The sequence below is a fragment of the uncultured Photobacterium sp. genome (assembly GCF_947502415.1).
In the GTDB taxonomy this organism is placed as follows: Bacteria; Pseudomonadota; Gammaproteobacteria; order Enterobacterales; family Vibrionaceae; genus Photobacterium.
Genome location: NZ_CANMZV010000010.1, coordinates 153,117 through 174,462 on the forward strand (window position 1 = coordinate 153,117; position 21,346 = coordinate 174,462).

Consider the following 21,346-nt stretch of genomic DNA (forward strand, 5'->3'; position numbering starts at 1 on the left):
CTGCGGGAGCGATGCCATAAACGGGGTGGAATCGATTATTGATACCCGTTGACGGCTTCGCGAACCAGTTCCTGTACCAGTCGCAGTGGCAGTTGCTCGATATCTTTTTTGAGCTTTTTGTATTCAGGCTCATCGAGTTCTGCATAGCAGTAGCTGCCGCGAGGCAGGGCTCCGGCTTGGTAGAATTCAATCTTGTCAATGGCGATGTCACTCTCGTCTGATTCATAGCCATAACCGCCGTGCCATACTGCTTCGTCGAAGGTGATTTCGATACCCAGTTCGCCTTCGTCGATTTCCTTGTATAGCTCATCGAAGCTGCCGCCATCGCGTACTGAGCCAATAGCCCAACCTTTTTTGCGCAGGCGGTTGATCACGGTAGATGGCGACTTGCGGAAAATCAGGTTCGGGACATAGGCCAGCGGATCTTTTGGGGTTGGTGTTAGGGTCAGCATCGGGCGTGATAGCTGATCGAACAGTACCGAAATTTCCCAGTCGGCGAAGTAATCTTGCCACTCGGCCAGTTGATCCGCTGTCAGCTCACTCGGGTGAACCAGGCCGATATGGCTGTTCGGAGCTATATCTAATGCTTCGTCATCCACGGTAATAACAGCCGGGTTGACAGTAAAGGTTTGTGTCAGCGTATTTTGTTCGTAGATCCCCCATACAAGCTGGCTGGCCAGCTTATTCATGACAGGGTTGGCAAGGAACAGCTCCGCCCATTTCTCATATTGCCATTGGCGCCATACGACAAAGGCGTCTTCCAGGCGGTGGGTTTGCAGAGTCACCATATCCTTGAGCATCTTCTTCAGATCGGTGAAGTGCTTGCTGACTGCCGCCGCAGCTTGCGCATCGTCATCGACTTTCGGCTTCGGAAGGGATTTGACAATTTTTCCGTCTGGTTTGCGGATCGAGAACTTCAGCTCCTTGTTGAGGATCAGATCAAAGTCCTGACCGCAGTACGATAGCGGGATGGCATTGTCGACAAAGCCGATGTTGTCGACCAAGCTATCACCCAGTTCACCTTTAGTGATGCCTTTTTGACTGGCACCGATGGCAAAGGCTTCTTGGATCGCTTCTTTTACACTCTGTTTCTTGGTATTGCGGCTCAGACGATCCAGCGCCATGAAGACCTGGGTTAGTCCGCTGCCACCCATCTGTTTGATGAGGTGGGCTGCCAACTGGTGTTTCGACCCATTCGCCCAACGCTCGATAAGCGGCATTAGCAGTTTGACGGTGTTGATGCTGGTGTGAAGCGTCGGGATTGTCAGCAACCAACGGTTCTTGGCCGTGATGCTATCCGCATATTGGCTGATCAGGTGGCACATGAAAGCATCGAGCGAGTCTTCTGTGATTTGTGACAGAATTGCTTTGCCTTCGGAACTTGGCACGAAGGCTTCGTGATGCTGGTAAACCTGCAGTAGCTGAATGGCCGCTTCGTAACCGCTGCTGCCGTCCTTGGTTTCGATGAGATTAAGGATCTCCTCGCTGACAGGCATTTTTTTCGGTGCTTGATAGCTCTCGGCAAGGTAAGCTGCCAAATCAAAACGACCATCGGCGGTTTTGTAGAGATGGACAAAGTTGATATTACCATGCTGGATTAGCAGGGTGCGAGATTGGGTCTCGCTGACTTTATTCAGCAGGTCAAGGGCGATTTCTTCGCTAAGAGAGCCTTGGCACAGACACTCAACCGCATTGATTTCCTTCTGGCCGCTGAAATCTTCCAACTGTTCTGCGATTGTTGATAGCACGGCTTGTTTTAGTGCGTCCGGCAGTGAACTAATACAGGCTTGCAAATTGGCATTCAGGCCCTTTTGCTTTTCTTTGAGCATGTCGATGAGTAATATTGCCTCATCGTGATCGGTAATGGTGCCTTTCAGACAGATCAGCAGCAGAGCCTTGACGGATGCCGAACCGGCTGCGATGTATTTGACACAAGGAATGTTATGTTGCTGCAAGTAGGCTAATTCAGTTTTCGACATTATCTCCGGGTAGTAGATCCCTTCGTAATAGCAAACTTTGCTATCAATATCGAGTTTACACTGCTTGTTAATGTTTTGAGTGTAGCCAATCAGCCCCTTCATGTAACTCGCTTCACAGTGAGGGTACTTGATTGCAACATCGCTCAGCTGGCGAAGAGGGTTTGACTGGTATTGGTTGGCGGCATTATCAACAAAGTCGACAACCAGTTTGTTGTTTTTGCCATTAAAGAATATTGTCGCTAAGCGCTCAAAATAAGGTTGGGAGAGCCAAGATAGGTATTCAATGTTGCTGTTATCGAGTGTGACTTTTGCAACGCTATCTGCATTTTCCCCTGTAAGGATGAAATGTAGCAGGGCGTCATTGTCTTGCTCTTTTTTAGTGATACGAGGAAGATATTTACGCAGTAAGGCTTGGTCGAAAAGATCCTTGCGCTCTGACAGTTCTGGCGCATCTGAAATTTGAGCCAACAGTCCATGGATAATGTCACATTCTGGCTTGGTTGGGTTGTCGTTGTAATACCAATCCCAAATATTGGTAGCGCCGAATCGTTCACACAATAATTTCAGCAGTTGTAGGTGTGGATTTTTGGTGAAGTGTTCTGCTTTGGGGGTTTCGTAATTTCTCAGGCAACAGTGATAGTGTTGACTAATATAATTCATCAGGTATTGGATGAAACTTGTCTGGAGAGCAGGGTACAACTTTATGGCATCGTCCAGTTCTTCCATTAATGTATTTGCATTTTTGAATGCACAGTAGTTGTAGGAAGAGAAGAAACGTAATTGATCAATCCATGTTTCGATATCCAGTCCGAGGATAATTTTCGAGAAGTTATATACGTATTTAGAATCGCCAAATCGATGGAATAGATCCAAATCAAGGATGAAATGAATCAACTCCTTGAATTCTTCATCGTGAAGAAGGGTGAACTCTTCTTTTTCGCTGGATGAATAGCGATCTTTGTCTGTTGCCAGTTGAGAGGTAACGAACTTGAGATCCGCTTCCCAGTCTCCTGTACCGTCAAAAAGTGCTACGAAGCGGTCAAAGGCTTCCTGCGGCAATGCGGTGCGGTACAAGGCACCATTGAACTTATCGCGACGGTTGTCGATTTTTTTGTTGTGATCCTGAAGACAGGCGGTGAAGTACTCACGGAAAATGGCATCAAACTCAGCACAATCTTTTTTATCATAGGCTTCCCTCATCTTTGGTTGAAGGTATAGCTTTAGGTAAAGGTGGTGCGAGTAGTTATAGAAACCTTCTGATTTGTGCTTTTCATGCTGGAGAAAATCGCGCACTTCCTGTTCTGGGAAGCCGATTTTTGATAGTTTGAAAAAGGCTTTTTTGATGTCATCCCATTCATCAAGAGTGAATACTTTATCGAGAATCTCTTCTGTGTTGTTACCTAGCAACGTATGAAAATCTGGATATAAAGCCATTAACGCATCAATATCTACTGCTTCTAACCAGTCAAAATTTGATGCTGAGCTTAGAAGTGCAGCCAGAAAACGCTGGATATAAAGCGCATCGTCGTCGACAGACTTTAACTCACGGATGATATTTCTAATGTAAAAACCAGCGAAATGATCTTTAGAGCCAGAATATATTGCGGGCTGTTCTTGATTGAATACAAATTCACTAATGTCATCCGCGATTTTATCCGAAATATAGTAACTCTGTTTTATCTCTGTAATGAGATCACTGATTTTCATTATTAAATTCCATTGTCATTATACTTAACAAGATATTTACGTAAGTGGTGCGTAAACTCTCTATAGGATTCCACAAGTTAATGGCTACTTGATTCTGAATCAATAATCAGTAATTGAAAAATGCATATTGCTATAGTTTTGTGAGATGTTCGTCGATAACTTATGCGTAAGCGTTATATGGCCGAGTGCTTTTCAATTGCCATTTATATTAATTAGCGTCAGTTATGTGGTTTAATTAATATCGACGTAATAATTTTATTTGCTGATGATTCTTAATCAGATGTAAGTAGGTATTTACACGTAATTCCTAAGCCACAGGCTTCAGTTCATGACTATGACTATGACTATGACTATGACTATGACTATGACTATGACTATGACTATGGCTGTGGTTTAGGATCATAAGACTGTATTGTTTGCTCTGTATTAAATGTTGTCTGTCGGTTTGGTTCGGTTAGGGTGAAAACGGCGAACCAGATATTTTTCCAGTTCCACCAGAAACAGCACTGATGAGGCGATCAGAGTAATGTTAAACCAAGTGTTGGCATCAATTGCTGTCGTTGAAAACAGAAGCTGGAAAGGCAGCAGATAAGTAAAGCCAAGCTGAAAAACAATCAATACAGCGATAGCCAGCAGAATAAAGCGGTTACCGGTGAATCCTTCCCATGAAAAAACAGAGCCGGTGATATAGCGCGAATTGAACAGGTAGAAGATTTCAAACATCACCAGAGTATTCACGGCAGCAGTTCTTGCGTAATCCACGCTTTGTCCGTTCCCTGTCTCCCAAAGAAAAATACCTAATGTTCCGCACATAAGAACGAATGATACAAAGATAATCCGCCAGGTCAGCAGGGTATCAAGCATAGGTTCATCAGCATCACGTGGTGGACGTTTCATCACCTCGCTCTCTGGAGGCTCAAAACCAAGTGACAGGGCAAGGGTGACGGTAGTAATCATATTGATCCAGAGAATTTGCACTGGGGTCAGCGGGAGTTGGTGAAAGCCGTAGGCGACAGCTGCAATGATACAAAGTGAAACGCCGCCGCTGGTCGGTAGGATAAACAAAATCGCTTTTTTCAGGTTGTCGTATACAGTCCGTCCTTCTTCGACAGCGTAGGCAATGGAGGCAAAGTTATCGTCGGCAAGTACCATTTCAGAGGCTTCTTTTGCGGCTTCAGTCCCATTTTTGCCCATGGCTGTGCCGACATCACAACGCCTGAGTGCAGGGGCATCGTTAACGCCGTCACCCGTCATAGCAACGATAGCTCTTTTTTGCTTGAGAGCGTTAATCAGGCGGACTTTATGCTCAGGACTGACTCTGGCATAAACATCAACATTATCGACTTCGTTCTGAAGTTGTTTGTCTGTGAGGTGCTGAAGTTGTTGTCCGGTCAGGACATTATCAGGATTTAGTAATTTTAATCGTTGGGCGATCGCTTTTGCTGTCATCGCATGATCCCCGGTGATCATCTTTACTCTGATCCCTGCTTGCTTGCACTTGCTTACTGCCCTGATGGCTTCTTCCCTTGGTGGATCGATCAACCCGAACAACCCCAGCATGATGAAATCTTCTTCAACATCGACAAACCTCAGCTCTTTCTGGCCTTTACGTGCCGGTTTGTAGGCAACAGCCAGTACACGCTGTCCCTGCGAGGCTAATTGCTCGATGTGTTGTTGCCAGAACTGGTGGTCCACTTGCTCAAGTGAGGAGTTGGTTTTTTGCTGTTCACACATTTCCAGCACCCGTTCAGGGGCACCTTTGACGAAGATAAAGCTATCTTTGCTGTGATCGTGATTATGACTGTGGTGCAGGGTTGCCATAAATCGGTGTTCTGACTCGAACGGGATTAGATCATCCCGAGGGTATAGTTTTGTCTCAGTATCCTGTTCCTGTCCGGTTTTCAACCCAGCAACCAGAAGCGCTCCCTCCATTGGATCGCCATGCACACACCAGGCATGGCTGTTTTGCTCTAGTGAGGCGTCGTTACACAAAACGGCTGCTCGTATCATTTCAGTGAGCAAAGGTTGTTCGTCTGCTTGAACGGTTTGCTCTCCAACCATAACAACACCGTGGGGGTCATATCCGGTACCGGTGAGCGTGTAGAGAGTATTTGCTGTGACAATGGAACGTGCAGTCATTTCATTTCGGGTGATGGTGCCAGTTTTATCGGTACAGATAACACTGACAGAGCCTAGCGTCTCAACCGCCGGCAGGCGGCGGATAATGGCATTACGGCGTGCCATGCGCTGTACACCAATAGCCAGTGTGATGGTCATGATAGCAGGTAAGCCTTCGGGAATAGCGGCAACGGCAATACTGACCGCCGCCAGGAACATTTGGGTAGCAGAAAAATCACGTAGGAAGACACCGATAACGAAAGTTGCCAGCGCGATGGCAAGGATCCATGCTGTCAGCCACCGGGCAAAGCGGGTCATCTGAATTAATAGTGGTGTGGTTTCATGTTCGACTTCAGAAACAAGGGTGCTGATTCGACCAATTTCAGTGTCTGAACCGGTAGCAACGACAATGCCGCAGGCCTGACCGTGAGTAACCAGGGTGCCTGAAAACGCCATGCAGAAACGATCGCCAAGGATTGTGTCCGATTCGACCGAAGCTGTGTTCTTTTCCACAGCGACAGATTCCCCTGTGAGCACAGCTTCATTGATCTGAAAACTTTTGACCTTAAATAGCCGGAGATCGGCCGGTACTTTATCGCCTGATTGGAGTAGAACAACATCCCCGCAGACGAGTTCTTCTGCGGGGATTGTCATTTGGCGGTTACCCCTGATAATCAGAGCATTAGGAGATAGCATCTGCCGTATTGCCTTGAGGGCATCTTCAGCTTTGCCTTCCTGAATGAAACCGATAGCAGCATTGATCAGAACGACCCCAAGGATCACGCCGGCATCCAGCCAATGGCCGAGAATAGCTGTGGTTACGCAAGCAATAAGAAGTACATAAACCAGAATGTTATGGAATTGGTAAAGGAAGCGAACTAAGGGACTTCGCCGTTTAGCTTCAGGCAGTTTATTCGGCCCATCGCGATTTAATCTTTCCCTGGCCTGTGGTTCGCTGAGGCCCTCTAATGACGATGTTAACTTTTCGGTTATGTGCTCAAGCGTTTCAGCATGCCAAGGCGGGAATGGAGATGCTGACTGCTGGTGGTGGCCGTCTTTCATCCATGTTCTCCTTAATCCAACATCTAACCCCTTAAGAACTAAAACTAAGTTAAGCACACAGCAGGAAATAATCAGGATGGAATCGGGATTGTTGAGAGTTTTGACACATTTATCAGAGTTGTTTATCTGCAATGTGAAAGCAAAATCATCCACATTTATTAGGGTTTTATATTGATAAAACAGCAATCTGGACTAGCTTAAAAGCATATTTTTATTTTGTTATTCACCTTGTCTTGTCATTTTGAGAACGGGTATTTGACTGGTTTTTTTCCAAGGAGTTGGCATGGCTGATCTTTACGGTTTTGATGCGTTTTCTCCCAAACAAATTGCAGAAAAAGTCGATACGCTCGGAGTCACGAAAGCAAGGTTGCCACTGCTATCTATGGTGATGCTGGGGGTGTTGGCTGGCGCATTTATTGGTCTCGGCGCTTTGTATTTCACCCTGGTTAAATCTGACGCCTCTTTCAGTTATGCCACCGGGCAGGTTCTTGGCGGCATGATGTTTTCGATGGGTTTGCTGCTGGTTGTTGTGGCTGGGGCTGAACTCTTTACCGGGAATAATTTGTTAGCAATGGCTTGGGCGGATAACAAAATTACTACCGCAGAGCTGATGAAAAACTGGCTGGTTGTCTGTGTGTCTAATTTTGTCGGTGCGACAGGGCTGGCGATTTTGGTTTTCCTTTCCGGTCATACCGACCTTAATAACGGTGCGATTGCCGCGGTTTATCTCAAGATTGCGGAAACGAAATGTGACATGCCATTCTGGACCGCTTTTTTTCGCGGTGTGCTCTGTAATGTGCTGGTGTGTATGGCGGTGTGGATGGCACTGGCCGGGCGTAGTGTGATTGATAAAGCGGTGGCGATTATCTTCCCGATTTCAGCTTTCGTTGCCGCCGGTTTTGAGCACAGCATCGCTAATATGTATTTCATCCCGTTGGCGATGTTGCTGAAAATATCCGGTGATGCCGGGATTGCCGCGGAGTCGGTCACTATGCTGGGGTTTGTCGGCAACCTGATCCCAGTGATTCTCGGGAACCTTGTCGGTGGTAGTGTGCTGGTGGGCCTTGTTTATCACGTGATTTACCTCAGAGGGGCGAACCCGACTAAGCCGAAGGATTAATCTTACTGATTTTATGGCGCTATCTCATGCCTGCTTCTATTGAGGTTCGGCATGATTGCTATACTCAGACCAATATTCGACATAGGCTGTGTATGACGATGACTTCTTCAATTGTTAAAACTGTCTGTCCGTTTTGCGGTGTAGGTTGCGGGATTAACCTGAAAGTCGATGAAAACGGAATGCTCACGAGTGTTGAGCCTTTGCCCAACCATCCGATGAGTCACGGTAAACTTTGTGAAAAAGGCTGGAGTACAGCCTATGCCATTAATCCGGACAACCGGATTACCGAACCTCTCAAACGTATCAAAGATCATTTCGAGGTAATCACCTGGGATGAAGCGCTGGACACTATCAGCAGTTCACTGAAGGATGTGCTGGAAGAGTCTGGCCCTGCAGCCGTTGGGGTGATCAGTAGTGCCCGTGCCACCAATGAAGATAACTACGCAGCCCAGAAGCTTGCCCGAGCGGTGCTCAGAACCAACAATGTCGATCACTGCGCCCGAATTTGTCATAGCCCGACAGTGGCCGGGTTAAAGCAAGCATTAGGTTCAGGAGCGATGACCAACAGTGCCAAAGACATCTTTGCCACTGATCTTATTCTCGTTATCGGCGCAGATCCGACAGAAAATCACAGCGTGTTCGGCGGACAGATATTCGAAGCGCAGCAAAAAGGGGCGAAGTTGATTGTCATCGACCCCAGAGTTACTCGTCTTGCCAAGGTTGCTGATATGCATGTTCAGCTTCGGCCGGGAAGTAATATCGCGCTGCTCAATGCGATGCTGCATGTCATCATCAAAGAGAACTGGCACAACCAGGATTTTATCCGCCAGCGTTGTGAAGGTTTTGACGAACTGGCGAAGAATGTTGAGGATGTCACGCCCGAGTCAGTTGAGGAATATACAGGTGTCAGTACCGAGCTGATACGGCAAGTAGCTAAAGCATACAGCCAGGTGAAAAGCGCCATGATCCTATACGGTATGGGGATCACCCAGTTCGTCAGCGGGACACAGAGTGTGATTGGTCTTTCTAACCTGGCGTTGGTCTGCGGTCATATAGGCCGCCAGGGAACGGGAATTAATCCGCTGCGGGGACAGAATAATGTGCAGGGAGCCTGTGACATGGGTTGTCTGCCTAATGTCTATCCTGGTTATCAGGGGGCGGACAGTGCCGATATTCAGGCTAAGTTTTCGCAGGCCTGGCTGGGGGATGTTGCCGTTCAGCCAGGACTGACTTCACTGGGAATGACTAAAGCGACTTTGTCGGGAGATTTTCGCGCGCTTATTTTGTTTGGCGAGGATCCTGTGGTAACAGATCCGGATCAGAACCATGTTAAAGCTGCCCTTAAAGCACTGGATTTGCTGGTTGTTGCCGAGCTGACGATGACAGAAACGGCTAAACTAGCGGATATTATTTTGCCTGCCGCTTCGTTTGCTGAAAAAGAGGGCACTTTTACTAACTGTGAGCGCCGGGTTCAGCGGATCACTCAAGCTCTCAGTCCTCCCGGTTCAGCAATGGGTGACTGGCAGTGGCTGAAAGCTTTAGCTGAGCGCCTTGGTAGCAATCAGCTGAGCTGGGCAAACAGTGAGGAAGTGTTTGATGAAATGGCATCGCTGACGCCGTCCTATCAGGGCATGAGTTATGAAGCGATTGATAGTGCCCAAGGCTTGCAGTGGCCATGTAACAAGGACGCACCACTGGGAACTGAGATTCTGCACCGCGATACCTTTCCTATCGGAAAAGCAAAATTGATCCCGGTTCATTACACTGAAATTGATGAACCGGCTGATGAGCAGTATCCATTGTTGCTGACCACCAACCGGCTTCATTTCCATTATGGCTGTGGTTCCATGACCCGAAAATCTCCTTTGCTTGAACGGGAAATTCCGCCGGGTGTGCTGTTTATTAATCCTGACGACGCCCGTTCGCTCAAAATCACTCGTTATGCGCCAGTGGGAGTTCGTTCCCGCCGTGGCTATATCGAGACCCGTGCCATGATCACCGACGATGTGCCGCCGGGTTTGGTGAGTATGCCTTACCATTTCAAGGAAGCACCTTCTAATCAGCTAACTAATACCGCGCAAGATCCGATCACCAAAATGCCGGAGCTGAAGGCATGTGCTGTGGTGGTGTTCCCGTTGCCTTCAGGGCAAGACCCTAAAGATGTTCAGTGCTTATGGGAGGAGCAATAAGATGCAGCAATATTTGCTAGAGTCGCTAGCTGAGTTACAGTGTCACCTGTCTGGTGCGCGTCGATTTTATCAAGTGGTGGAGCAGGGGAACGGCGAGGCTTGTTGGCAACAGGTAGAACAAGCGGTGTTTCCGCCATTAATCTCACTGCAGCCGCAAAGCTCAGCAAAGGGTTTTTTCTTTGCCGAAAGGGAGCCGTTGTATACTTTTGACGGGAAGTTCTTTCGTGAAACGATACCTGAGCCGGAACCATTTGTACTATTTGGCGTTCATAGCTGTGATTTAACAGCCATTAACTATCAGGATACATTTTTCGAGCAAGACCCGTATTATCAGGCTCGCCGCAAACAGGCGCTGCTGGTGGGTATTGACTGTACCCACCCGTGCAAAAACGGGTTTTGTTATATGGTCAATGCCGGTCCCGGCGTGCGCGACGAAACGGCTGATTTGATCCTTCATCCATTGGAGGAAGGACACTGGCTGCTGGTGGCAGTAACGGCACGAGGGAAGGAAGCCATACATGGTATGTCGCTGACTCCGGCTTCTTCTCATGAGATGAACTTGCGATGGGATAATCTTAGCCATTGCGAGCATGAGTTCGAGGATCATTCGTATATTCAGCAAGGTATTGAAATCATCAATCGGGATGAACCGTCGGAAGAGTTCTGGCAGAAGGTCGGTATTCAGTGTTTAGCCTGTTCAGGCTGTACAACCTTGTGCCCGACTTGCTCATGCTATGGCACCCAGACTCACAAACTGGTTAGCGATAATGTAGATGTGAATCCAGAATCTAGTGAGCAGGTCAGATTCTGGGATTCTTGTCTGTATGAAGGCTTTCAGCGTGAAGCTAGTTTCCATAACCCTGCAGAGCAAGCGGGAGAGAGGGTTAAACGATTCTGGTATCACAAGTTTAGCGATGATTTTTTACCAGAGTTTGGTCGTTATGGTTGTGTCGGTTGTGGCCGTTGTGAGCAAGTATGCCCGGGAGTGATAGGTGTTCATTCGATAATGAAAAGGATAGTCAACGATGCATAATCTAACGCCTTCGGCAGTACAGTTGATTGACTTCTACGATGATGGTGAACAAGCCAGGCATTTTCATTTTCGTTTGATTGGTGCTTCGGAAAGTCAGAGTAGCCACTCTGACTGGCAGCATGTAAAAACAGGGCAATTTTTTATGCTTTGCCTGCCAGAAGTGGGGGAAGCTCCGTTTACTTTTACTCAGGTTCCCGACGAGGACGGTAATTTTCGTGCACTGGTGCGCCGGATGGGCTCAGTAACATCTGCACTTTTTAAGCTGGAGGCTGGTCAGGTTCTCGGAGCTCGCGGACCGTATGGAATCGGCTGGCCAATGGATAAGATTGCTGATAAGCGTATCCTGGTAGTAGGTGGCGGTTGTGGCTTAGCACCTTTGGTTGGATTGGTCGATAAGCTTATCGAGCAGCAAAATTACACTCAGCTGACGGTGGTATATGGTGCCCGTAACCGTCAGGCAAAAATGTTGAATCCTGAACGAGCAAAATGGCAGCAGTATATCCCCGTTTTCAATATGGTAGAAAACGGGGAGACGAACGGTGATGAAAATGAGTACAGCGGAACGCCGATTGATATTATGCCGACAGTGCTCGATAGTTTTGGGGAATTACCTGATATCGTATTGCTTGCCGGGCCTGAAGCCATGATGTTTGGTTTGGCAGAGTATCTTGTCGCTTATGGTATTTCAGATCATTCTATCTATTTGTCGATTGAGCGCCGGATGCATTGTGGTGTCGGCACCTGCGGGCATTGCTATACAAAAAGCAAATATGTGTGTACCGACGGTCCGACATTTCGGTGGGATGAATTGAAGCAATACCTGCCCGCTAACCGCTAGGGATACACCTTAGGGACATTCTTTTGGACAGGTATTGTTATATGGTAGCAAAGCCTAACGTTTCATCTGTTCACATTTGCGATTGCTTTACTCATTTGAAATTTATTTCGATAGTGAGTTTAGAAATTTGAGGCGATCTAACTCTTCTTGTGTCGGTGTGTAAGCATCGTCTGTTAATTCATTTAAGTCGAAATCAGCAATAGGGAATGTTTCTTGCGTGCTGCGTCCTCGGCGCTGTTTTTCAAATGGTGTATCTGTCATACGTTCGATTTGAACATTTTGTAACTGGTATGGCCCTTTTGTACCAAGCAATACGCTTTTGTGCACTTTAAGTTCCAGTAAGGAACTATTGCCTTCAGACAGTCTTTTCGAACTAGTTAATAAAGCAACAGGATCGCCATTTTGGGTAAACAGGTTGGCTTGAACACGGTATAGACCGGCTTGTAAGGCTTCGATATTAACCGGTATATATAAATCTGCGCCTTTCGCGGTCGGTAATTCAATACGGTTAATTTGAGCTACAGGCAAGCCGAAGGCCATTGAGGTTGTAATGGCATCCTCGCCTATGTCGAATTGAATTCGGGCCTTAACCAGTATTTCGTCAGGCCAATGAGCTTCGGTTGGAATAGTGGCTTCAGAGCCTTGGTTTGTTATCTGGGCAATAACTTCACGAGTTTCCTGATTGATAAGTTCAACGTCAATAGATTCTACTTTGGTGTTTGCATCAATGTTTAGCTCCACTTGATCAGGGTAGCTGAAGTGATGTTTGTTAAGCTGGATAGCGGCTTCTTTGTATCCATAAATTAGCCATTGCCAGCGAGAGTGGTAAACGACAGGTAAATGGGTGGTGTGATGAGTATTCGGATTGAGTAAACCGGTATCATTGGCACTAAGCGGTTTCGAATAGGATGGGTAATGAATGGTTTTATTGTAACCTGAAGCGACGTTGCCAAACTGAGCGGATAATGGTTTATCTGATGTAGCCTCTGAAGTGGATGCTGCTACTGTGGAACAAGTGAAAGCCAAGCCTAGAAGGATAATTTTTCTCATAATGCATTCATAATAGGCACCGGAGTTATTCCCTGATGCTTATTCTATTGTCCTTTTATATCTGAATTAAAATAACGAGAGTGCTTATATCTTCGTTATTTGTCATTGGTATTGCATATGCAATAAGTGAGTGGGGTGCTCATGATGTTTCTTATTTTTTTTCTGTCAAATCATAGGAATGCAAAAAGCTTTGGCTCATAAGTATTTAGATATAAGCAGTAAGCCATTGAGTGATAATTGACTCAATCCTGACTGCAAGGGCAAGGGCAAGGGCAAGGGCAAGGGCAAGGGCAAAAAGGTGCAGGTGTCGGCGTATTAGCTAACAGGTGCAACATTACCTGCCCGTAAGTACTAACACTGGCATCAAGCACTTAGGATCTGGGACAGGTAATGAATTTGCAGGCATTCAGTTCATAGAATAGAGGTTTCGCATTATTGCTGCGCCTGTTTTTTCTCGGCAAGGGCAACCTGCTGACAACCCTTGGCTACGGAGTCGGGGTTGAGCGAAATCGAGTCGATGCCACACTCCACCAGAAATTCTGCAAATTCGGGGTGATCCGATGGAGCCTGCCCGCAAATTCCAACTTTGCAGCCATATTGATGGGCGACTTTGATTACCTGTGCTATCAGCGTCTTGACGGCATCATCCCTTGCATCAAACAGCGGTTTAAGCTCTGCGGAATCCCGGTCTATCCCAAGTACCAGTTGAGTCAGGTCATTACTGCCAATAGAAAAACCATCAAAGCGTTGGGCAAAGCGATCAGCCAGGATCACGTTAGATGGGATTTCGCACATCACATAAACCTGCAAACCATTTTCGCTTCGCTTTAGGCCTGCTTCTGCCATGACTTCCAGTACTTGATCCGCTTCGCTGGTAGTGCGGCAAAATGGGATCATGACGATAATATTGCTAAAGCCCATCTTCTGGCGGGCTTTGAGTATGGCCTGACATTCCAGCTTGAATGCCTCGCGGTACAGCGGGTGGTAATAGCGGGATGCGCCACGTAATCCCAGCATCGGGTTTTCTTCGCTGAGCTCGAAAAACTCACCACCCAATAATCCCCGGTATTCGTTGGATTTGAAGTCTGACATTCGGACAATAACCGGTTTAGGGTATTGCGATGCGGCAATTTTACCGATACCTAATGCCAGGTTATCGACAAAGTAATCGGGTTTATGGTTATAACCAGAGGTTAATTGGGCGATGGTCTGGTTCACTTCAGGATCGGATATTTTTTCAGGGTGGATCAGTGCCATCGGGTGTACCCGAATCTGGCTGGAAATCATAAATTCAATTCGGGTTAATCCTATTCCGGCAACAGGTAGTTGCCACCAGCGAAAAACACCGTCCGGCATAGCAGCATTGATCATGATCGCCGTTTGAGTTTGGGGAATATCATCCAGGTTTACCTCTTTGGTTTCGTATTCCAGTATGCCCTCGAAGACCTGGCCTGTTGCTCCTCCTGCACAGCTCAAGGTGACCTTCTGGCCATCGGTTAATGTTTTGGTCGCTAATTCCGTGCCTACGATAGCAGGCACTTTTAGTTCTCGGCTGACGATGGCCGCATGGCTGGTGGGGCCGCCGGTATCGGTGATGATTCCGGATGCCTTACGCATTAGGGGAACCCAGTCCGGGTCAGTTCGCTCGGTAACCAGGATCGCTCCTTCCGGAAACTGATTGATTTCATCGGGGTGATTAATGAGGCAGACATTGCCTGTTGCAATGGCGCTACCGACACTGGCACCTTCCAGTAAAACGGCTGATTTTTCGTTCAGGGTGTAATTGACTAATACGGCTGTATCTTTGCGCGATTCGACAGTCTCAGGCCGAGCCTGTACCAGGTACATTTGTTGGTTGCGGCTGTCTTTGGCCCATTCCATATCCATTGGGCTGCCGTAGTGGCGTTCAATGATGACTGCCAAGCGAGCGAGATCAAGTATTTCATCATTAGTTAGTACAAATGAGGAACGCTCTGTCTCGGTGGTGGCGATGGTATGTGTGGGTTCAGTCCTGTCGGGGGCTGTAGCGTATTCGGTAAATACCATTTTTTCAGATTTGCTGCCAAGCTGCTTTTCAATTACTGGTTGAAGGGTTGGGTTGTCGAGCAGCGGTTTGTAAACCGCAAAGCGATCCGGGGTTACACCGCCTTTGACAATGGTTTCGCCCAGCCCCCATGAGCCGTTGATCATTACCACATCGGGAAAGCCATTTTCAGTGTCGAGGCTGAACATGACGCCGGCGGCCTCGGCTTCAATCATTTGCTGGACACCGACTGACAGGGCAACCTGCTGATGAGGAAATCCTTGCTCTTGACGATAGACGATGGCTCGATCGGTATAAAGTGAGGCAAAACACTGGCGGCAGCCTTCGATTACCTCATCGATACCATGTAAGTTGAGGTAGCTTTCCTGTTGCCCTGCAAAACTGGCCTCGGGTAAATCTTCGGCTGTGGCTGAGCTTCTTACGGCAACACTGAGTGTATCGATGTCAACACGTTGGCAGAGTTGTCGGTAAGCCTTGGTGATGGCTGCTTTCTGCTGTTCGTTGAATGTGCCCCGGGATATGAGTGCTCGGATGGCGCTTCCTGTTTCTGTTAGGGTTGCGGTGCCACTGGCAAGGGCGTCCAGGTGGCTGGCGATCGGCTGGTCAAGTTGGTTTTGAGTTATAAAATCACGGTAGAGTTGGGCACTGGTAGCAAAGCCGATTGGAACCTGGATCCCGACAGGTGTTAATTGGCTGATCATTTCTCCTAGGCTGGCATTTTTTCCGCCGACTATTGCAACATCTTTAATGGTTAAATCGTCGAACCAATAAATAATGTCTGTATCTTGGTGCGTGGTCGAGTTATCCGGCTGAGTCGTCATAGCACAATTCCTTTGATCACAAGATGACAGCAATTTCCCGCCCTTTATTGCCCTAATTGTTTGCTCAGATATTCGAGTATATTGCTGAGGGTTCTGGCTTTCGGGTAGTCGGTTTCGGGAATATTAACCCCACATGCTTTTTTGATGGCGCCGAGTAGGTTTAGGAAGTCCATTGAATCCAGATCGCACTCATCTCGAAGATCCTCATCTGGGGCGATATCACTTTCTTCTATTTCAGGGGCAATTCCTTGTATTGCCGTAATAACCATAGTTCTGATTTCATCATTATTCATAACGATTCCGGCTTTTGTAATTGATTCGCAAGGGTATGAAGAAATTTAGCGCCCAGAGTGCCATCGCTGACGCGGTGATCGGCACTGAGCGTGATTGTGAGGATGTCGCCGATAATAATCTTGTCGTCTTTTATGACTGCTGATTTACGCAGGCGTCCAAAACCAATAATGGCGACTTGTGGAGGGTAGATCACGCCGAAGACGCTGTCGGAACCTCTATCGCCAATACTGGTAACAGTAATGGTGGCATCGGTAAGTTCTGAGCTGCGAAGGTGGCCGCTACGGCTTCGGGTTGTGATATCCCGTAGCATTTGCATGGTTTCATTAAGTGAGAGTTGGTCTACATCGTGGATTGCGGGAATTACCAGCCCGCCATTTCGAAGGCTGATGGTGTTGCCAATGTGAATTCCTCTGCCGGGTTCAAAGTGATTTTGCTTGAAGACGCCGTTTAGAGCCGGAAATTTGGCGAGTGCCAGTGCTGTCGCTTTTAGCAACATTGCCAGTAGCAGTATGCGATCCTCGGGATCCCGTTTGTTATTTTTATCCTGAAGCCATCGCACGGCTTCAGTGAGTTCGATATCAAGCGAGAGATAGTAATGGGGGATCTCACGTTTGGACTTTTCCATTGCTGAGGCGATGGATTCTCGTATCGACGGAAGGTTGCGATCTCCGAACGCGGGCGTTGTTGCCGGCGCTTGCGCAGAGACTATGCCTAATTCAGTAACTGTATCTGGTTCAGGTGCGGTCTTTTTTATAAGGCGCTGGATATCCCTTAATAAGATTGCACCATCCGGGCCGCTGCCTTTGATGGCGGATAAATCCCATTGTTTTTCATGGGCTAGTTTCTTGACGATAGGTGAAGTGAGCGCTCTTGTTACTGGCTTTTGCCTTTCGGATATCGGGATTGTGCCTTGGGGCGGCATTGGTTGAGAAAGTTGCGGTTGAGCGGGCTGATCCGCTTCTGTTTCTGTATCTGTTTTTGATTCTGATGCATGGTCTAGTAATTCGGTGGATTGAACATCTCTGATATCTGCAACCTCACTGTCGACCTCAAGCCTTGCTAAAACAGTGCCGACAGGCAAAGAGACAACGGGCTGGACAAGAAGCTGGCTGATAGTACCTGTGTGATAGCATTCCATATCAATCGCCCCTTTGTTGGTTTCGATAACTGCAATGATATCGCCTTTGTTGACGCTATCTCCTTCGGCTACTTGCCATTCGACCAACGTACCATCCCGCATGTCGGAACCGAGTGATGGCATGGTGATATCTATCGTGGTATTACCCATTATCGGCCTTCCATGACAGCTTTGGCTGTTGTGACAATTTGTTCGACTTGCGGTAGGGCGGCTTGTTCCAGATGATGAGGGTAGGGAATGGGGACTTCTTCAGTGCAGACTCGTTTAACAGGGGCATCTAAATGCCAAAAGCCTTCTTCCATGATGATGGCACTGATCTCTCCAGCCAGGCTGCCTGTATACCAGCCTTCGTCAATGACTACGGCCCGGTGGGTTTTGGCGATACTGGAAAGGATTGTGGGTTTATCCAGTGGTCGAAGGCAGCGCAAATCGACAACTTCTGCTGAAATACTGAACCCCTTAAGTTGCTTGGCTGCTGTCAGGGCTTTGTTGAGGTTTCCGCCATAAGTGATCAGGCTGATATCATTGCCTTCACGCTTGATAAGTGCCTGTTCCATTGGGGCTTTGGCACTTTCAGGGACGTTGCCGGATTCATTAAGCAGCATGACATGTTCGAATATCAACACCGGATCCGGATCAGCCAGGGCTTGTCCGAGCATATACCTGGCATCGCAATGGGTTGCGGGGCTGAGTACTTTGAGGCCGGGAATATGAGCATAGAAGTTTTCCCAGCTATGAGAGTGTTGGGCTGCAAGTTGCCTCCCGGCACCGCAGGCCATGCGGATCACTAACGGGACATGGAACTGGCCGCCGGACATATGCCTGAGCGTGGCGGCGGTATTAACGATTTGGTCCATTGCCAGCAGGCTGAAATTCACTGTCATGACTTCGATGATAGGTCGCATTCCGCCAAGCGCTGCACCTATCCCGACACCTACAAAGCCGGATTCACACAACGGTGTGTCGATAACTCGCTCGGTTCCGAATTGTTCAAGCAGCCCCTTACTGACAGCGTAACAGCCACCGTAATGACCGACATCTTCACCCATCAGGAATACCCGAGAATCCTGATTGAGCGCTTCTTCCAGTCCTTCACGAAGTGCTTCCCGGTAGCTTAATGTTTTCGAACCCATGTGTTTTGTCCTGACTGAATTTTATTATTGTGGCGACTTCAGCTGCGTGTATACGTCCCGGTATAAATCCTCGACCGGTTCCCATTCGCTTTCTTCGGCAAAGTGAACCGCTGCGGCGATTTCTGTTTCAATCTCCTTTTCAATTTCTTCCAGCTCACTGTCTTCAAAATGACTGTTGTTTCTGAGCCATTTAATCAACTGGCGAACCGGTCCTTTTTCTTCCCATTGCGCTATTTCGTCTTTGTCGCGGTAGAGTTGGCTGTCAAAGCTGGAGTGGCCGCGAAAACGGTAGGTCTGGCATTCTAACAAGTAAGGTTTTTGCTGCTCCTGAATATAAGAGATGGCCTCAAGCGCGGCGGCTTCGACATCGACCACATTCATACCGTCAACCTGATCGGCAACGATGCCGTAGCTTTTGGCTTTTCTGGCGATATTGGTTTCTGATTCAGATAGCGCCAGAGCCGTGCCCATGGCGTAACGGTTGTTTTCGCAGACAAACAGCACCGGAAGCTGCCATAAGGCGGCAAGGTTGAGGCTTTCGTGAAATTCTCCTTCGGCTACCGCTCCTTCGCCAAAAAAGCAGGCAGTGATAGCAGGGCGTTTTAGTTTCTTGTTTGCTAAGGCCAGTCCCGTTGCCAGTGGTAATCCGCCGCCGACAATGGCATTGCCGCCGTAAAATTGCATCGCTTTGTCAAACAGGTGCATCGAGCCCCCACGACCACGGCTGCATCCTGTGGTTTTGCCAAACATTTCTGCCATCACGCTACCCATGGTCAGTCCGCGTGCAAGGGCATGGCCGTGTTCACGGTAGGTAGCGACTATCTGATCCTCGCCACTGAGTGCACTCATTACCCCGACAGCGACCGCTTCTTCGCCGATGTAGAGGTGGAGGAAGCCACGGATTTTTTCTTGGGCATAGAGTTCGGCACATTTTTCTTCAAAGCGGCGGATCCGGAGCATTTGCTTGAGCTGGTGCAGCAAGTGATTTCGGTTGATGTGGAGTCTGTCGGTCATTGTTCATCGCTCTCCAGAGTAGATATATCGCCTTCGGGGAGGCCAAGTTCCCTGGCTTTTAGTAGCCGACGCATGATTTTTCCGCTGCGGGTTTTAGGTAAATTGCTGCGAAAGACTATTTCTTTAGGAGCAACCGCGGCACCAAGGCGCTTGCGGGCAAATCCCAGTAATGATTTGAGAAGCGATTCGTCGGGCTGAATACCCGGCTTTAGTGCGACGAAGGCTTTCACGATCTCTCCGGCCACCGGATCCGGTTTGCCAATTACCCCGGCTTCTGCAACGGCTTCATGTTCCATTAGGGCACTTTCTACTTCGAACGGGCCAATTAAATGACCGGAGGATTTGATTAGATCGTCTTTGCGTCCAACAAACCAGAAATAGCCGTCGTTATCCCGCATCGCCAGATCACCGCTTAAGTACCACCCTGCTTCAAAGCAGCTTTGGTATTTTTTTTCCTGATGCAGGTAACCTCTGAACATGGAAGGCCAGCCCGGCTTGATGGCAAGTTCACCAACTTGCATCGGCGCAGAAATGGTTTCAAGCTGTCCTTCTCTATTGTGCTCGACAATCGCTGCCTGTATCCCCGGAAGCGGCAGGCCCATCGAACCTGGTTTGATCGCCTGACTGGCGAAATTAGCAATCATGATCCCACCGGTTTCGGTTTGCCACCAGTTATCGTGAAAGGGGATGCCGAAGGTTTTGTTACCCCAGACAACGGCTTCCGGATTGAGCGGCTCGCCGACGCTGGCGATAAAGCGCAGTGAGGAAAGGTCATATTGCTGGGGGATTTCATCTCCGGCTTTCATCAGCATTCGTATTGCTGTTGGGGCGGTGTACCAGTTAGTTACCTTTTGTTGTTGCAGCAGGCGGTACCAGCGTTCGACGTCAAATTCAGCTTCGTCGATAAGCATTGTCACCCCGAGGCAAAGTGGGGCGATGATTCCGTAGGTGGTGCCTGTCACCCAGCCCGGATCGGCTGTACACCAGTAAGTGTCGGATGGTTTTAAGTCCAGCGCATAATAGGCGGATAACATATGGTGATGAATGGCCTGATGAACATGGATAACGCCTTTGGGTCTGCCTGTTGTTCCACTGGTAAAGTGCAGTAGCGCCATGTCTTCAGCCTGGGTTGCCACGCAGGGGAAAAGGGGATCAGCGTTTTGCATTAACGCCGATAAATGATAGCAGTCGGACTCATCCTCTATTTTACCATCAATAATGAGTACCGCCTGTAGGTCGGGCAGTTCTCGCCACCATTGTTTTATTTTTTTGCGGTAAAGGCTTTTGGTGGTCAGCAGGACATTGGCTTGGCCAATTTCCATTCGAGAGCGGATAGGCTCTGGTCCGAAGGCGGAAAAGAGGGGGGTAAAAACACATCCAGCTTTAAGTGTTCCAAGGGCGGCGATATAGAGTTCAGGTAGCCTGCCGGCAAGGCTGAATACCCGTGCCCCTTTTTTTAGCTCCAGCTTACTGAGAACACTGGCAAAGCGGCTGGTTTGTTCGCTGAGATCACGATAGGTGAAGTCGATGATTTGAGTATCTTTGCTTATCCAACGGATAGCGGTTTTATCGGCGGTGTCTGCTAGCAGATGGCAGTCAATGGCCTCGTAGCAAATATTCAACCCACTTTTATTTAAATCATTACCGGTCAGGCCCTTGGGAGATGGGCCATTTGGGCGTGACCAGTCAAAATCACGGTAGCAACGGCGGTAGTCGTCCAGATTCGCAGTAAAGTTCTGATTTGACTTCTTTAAGATTGAATCCGCCATTTAGCCTCCCTGTGTCAAACCTGACGACAAACGTTAT

Annotated in this window: 13 protein-coding genes; 4 read left to right on the forward strand and 9 right to left on the reverse strand. The window is 48.1% G+C overall.

Annotation, left to right across the window (positions count from 1 at the left end):
- Positions 1–35: 35 nt before the first annotated feature.
- Both Q0852_RS12700 and Q0852_RS12705 read right to left on the reverse strand, forming a co-directional pair.
- Positions 36–3,686 (reverse strand): DUF4132 domain-containing protein, encoded by a 3,651-nt coding sequence (locus Q0852_RS12700; protein ID WP_299018447.1) that lies wholly within the window; start codon positions 3,684–3,686, stop codon positions 36–38.
- A gap of 426 nt (positions 3,687–4,112) precedes the next feature.
- Positions 4,113–6,866 carry a cation-transporting P-type ATPase gene (locus tag Q0852_RS12705; protein ID WP_299018449.1) on the reverse strand — a complete coding sequence of 918 codons (2,754 nt, stop codon included), beginning with the start codon at positions 6,864–6,866 and terminating at the stop codon, positions 4,113–4,115.
- A 283-nt stretch (positions 6,867–7,149) separates the two neighbouring features.
- Here Q0852_RS12705 and Q0852_RS12710 point away from each other — a divergent pair, with 283 nt between their 5' ends.
- The 4 genes from Q0852_RS12710 to Q0852_RS12725 all read left to right on the forward strand — a co-directional run bounded on the left by Q0852_RS12710 (position 7,150) and on the right by Q0852_RS12725 (position 12,046).
- Positions 7,150–7,986: a formate/nitrite transporter family protein gene (locus tag Q0852_RS12710; RefSeq protein WP_299018451.1), complete on the forward strand. Its 837-nt coding sequence runs from the start codon at positions 7,150–7,152 to the stop codon at positions 7,984–7,986.
- A gap of 98 nt (positions 7,987–8,084) precedes the next feature.
- Positions 8,085–10,175 (forward strand): formate dehydrogenase subunit alpha, encoded by a 2,091-nt coding sequence (gene fdhF / locus Q0852_RS12715; RefSeq protein WP_299018453.1) that lies wholly within the window; start codon positions 8,085–8,087, stop codon positions 10,173–10,175.
- Between the two features lies 1 nt (position 10,176).
- Positions 10,177–11,208, forward strand: a complete 1,032-nt coding sequence (locus Q0852_RS12720; RefSeq protein ID WP_299018454.1) for a 4Fe-4S dicluster domain-containing protein — start codon at positions 10,177–10,179, stop codon at positions 11,206–11,208.
- The gene (locus Q0852_RS12725) at positions 11,201–12,046 is read left to right on the forward strand and encodes an FAD-binding oxidoreductase (RefSeq protein ID WP_299018456.1); all 846 of its coding nucleotides are present in this window, start codon (positions 11,201–11,203) and stop codon (positions 12,044–12,046) included. The genes Q0852_RS12720 and Q0852_RS12725 overlap by 8 nt, the downstream gene beginning before the upstream one ends.
- Before the next feature lie 102 nt (positions 12,047–12,148).
- Here Q0852_RS12725 and Q0852_RS12730 read toward each other — a convergent pair whose 3' ends face one another.
- The 7 genes from Q0852_RS12730 to acsA all read right to left on the reverse strand — a co-directional run bounded on the left by Q0852_RS12730 (position 12,149) and on the right by acsA (position 21,309).
- The gene (locus Q0852_RS12730) at positions 12,149–13,096 is read right to left on the reverse strand and encodes a hypothetical protein (protein WP_299018457.1); all 948 of its coding nucleotides are present in this window, start codon (positions 13,094–13,096) and stop codon (positions 12,149–12,151) included.
- Positions 13,097–13,528: 432 nt separating this feature from the next.
- Positions 13,529–15,961, reverse strand: a complete 2,433-nt coding sequence (gene ppsA / locus Q0852_RS12735) for a phosphoenolpyruvate synthase (protein WP_299018459.1) — start codon at positions 15,959–15,961, stop codon at positions 13,529–13,531.
- A gap of 44 nt (positions 15,962–16,005) precedes the next feature.
- On the reverse strand, positions 16,006–16,254 hold the full coding sequence (locus Q0852_RS12740; RefSeq protein WP_299018461.1) for an acyl carrier protein: 249 nt from the start codon (positions 16,252–16,254) through the stop codon (positions 16,006–16,008).
- Positions 16,251–17,543, reverse strand: a complete 1,293-nt coding sequence (locus Q0852_RS12745; RefSeq protein WP_299018463.1) for a dihydrolipoamide acetyltransferase family protein — start codon at positions 17,541–17,543, stop codon at positions 16,251–16,253. Before Q0852_RS12745 ends, Q0852_RS12740 begins: the two co-directional genes overlap by 4 nt.
- Positions 17,543–18,526 (reverse strand): alpha-ketoacid dehydrogenase subunit beta, encoded by a 984-nt coding sequence (locus Q0852_RS12750; protein WP_299018465.1) that lies wholly within the window; start codon positions 18,524–18,526, stop codon positions 17,543–17,545. The genes Q0852_RS12745 and Q0852_RS12750 overlap by 1 nt, the downstream gene beginning before the upstream one ends.
- Before the next feature lie 24 nt (positions 18,527–18,550).
- Positions 18,551–19,540 (reverse strand): pyruvate dehydrogenase (acetyl-transferring) E1 component subunit alpha, encoded by a 990-nt coding sequence (pdhA, locus tag Q0852_RS12755; RefSeq protein WP_299018467.1) that lies wholly within the window; start codon positions 19,538–19,540, stop codon positions 18,551–18,553.
- Positions 19,537–21,309, reverse strand: coding sequence for an acetate--CoA ligase (acsA, locus tag Q0852_RS12760; RefSeq protein WP_299018469.1), 1,773 nt, complete (start codon positions 21,307–21,309; stop codon positions 19,537–19,539). Before acsA ends, pdhA begins: the two co-directional genes overlap by 4 nt.
- Positions 21,310–21,346 lie beyond the last annotated feature (37 nt).

Excerpts from the sequence above, each read along its gene's own strand:
- fdhF (WP_299018453.1), top strand. The coding sequence starts at position 8,085 with ATGACTTCTTCAATTGTTAAAACTGTCTGTCCGTTTTGCGGTGTAGGT.
- Q0852_RS12725 (WP_299018456.1), top strand. The coding sequence starts at position 11,201 with ATGCATAATCTAACGCCTTCGGCAGTACAGTTGATTGACTTCTACGAT.
- Q0852_RS12750 (WP_299018465.1), bottom strand. The coding sequence starts at position 18,526 with ATGGGTTCGAAAACATTAAGCTACCGGGAAGCACTTCGTGAAGGACTG.
- pdhA (WP_299018467.1), bottom strand. The coding sequence starts at position 19,540 with ATGACCGACAGACTCCACATCAACCGAAATCACTTGCTGCACCAGCTC.
- Q0852_RS12730 (WP_299018457.1), bottom strand. The coding sequence starts at position 13,096 with ATGAGAAAAATTATCCTTCTAGGCTTGGCTTTCACTTGTTCCACAGTA.
- Q0852_RS12710 (WP_299018451.1), top strand. The coding sequence starts at position 7,150 with ATGGCTGATCTTTACGGTTTTGATGCGTTTTCTCCCAAACAAATTGCA.
- Q0852_RS12700 (WP_299018447.1), bottom strand. The coding sequence starts at position 3,686 with ATGAAAATCAGTGATCTCATTACAGAGATAAAACAGAGTTACTATATT.
- Q0852_RS12705 (WP_299018449.1), bottom strand. The coding sequence starts at position 6,866 with ATGAAAGACGGCCACCACCAGCAGTCAGCATCTCCATTCCCGCCTTGG.
- Q0852_RS12740 (WP_299018461.1), bottom strand. The coding sequence starts at position 16,254 with ATGAATAATGATGAAATCAGAACTATGGTTATTACGGCAATACAAGGA.
- Q0852_RS12720 (WP_299018454.1), top strand. The coding sequence starts at position 10,177 with ATGCAGCAATATTTGCTAGAGTCGCTAGCTGAGTTACAGTGTCACCTG.
- ppsA (WP_299018459.1), bottom strand. The coding sequence starts at position 15,961 with ATGACGACTCAGCCGGATAACTCGACCACGCACCAAGATACAGACATT.
- Q0852_RS12745 (WP_299018463.1), bottom strand. The coding sequence starts at position 17,543 with ATGGGTAATACCACGATAGATATCACCATGCCATCACTCGGTTCCGAC.
- acsA (WP_299018469.1), bottom strand. The coding sequence starts at position 21,309 with ATGGCGGATTCAATCTTAAAGAAGTCAAATCAGAACTTTACTGCGAAT.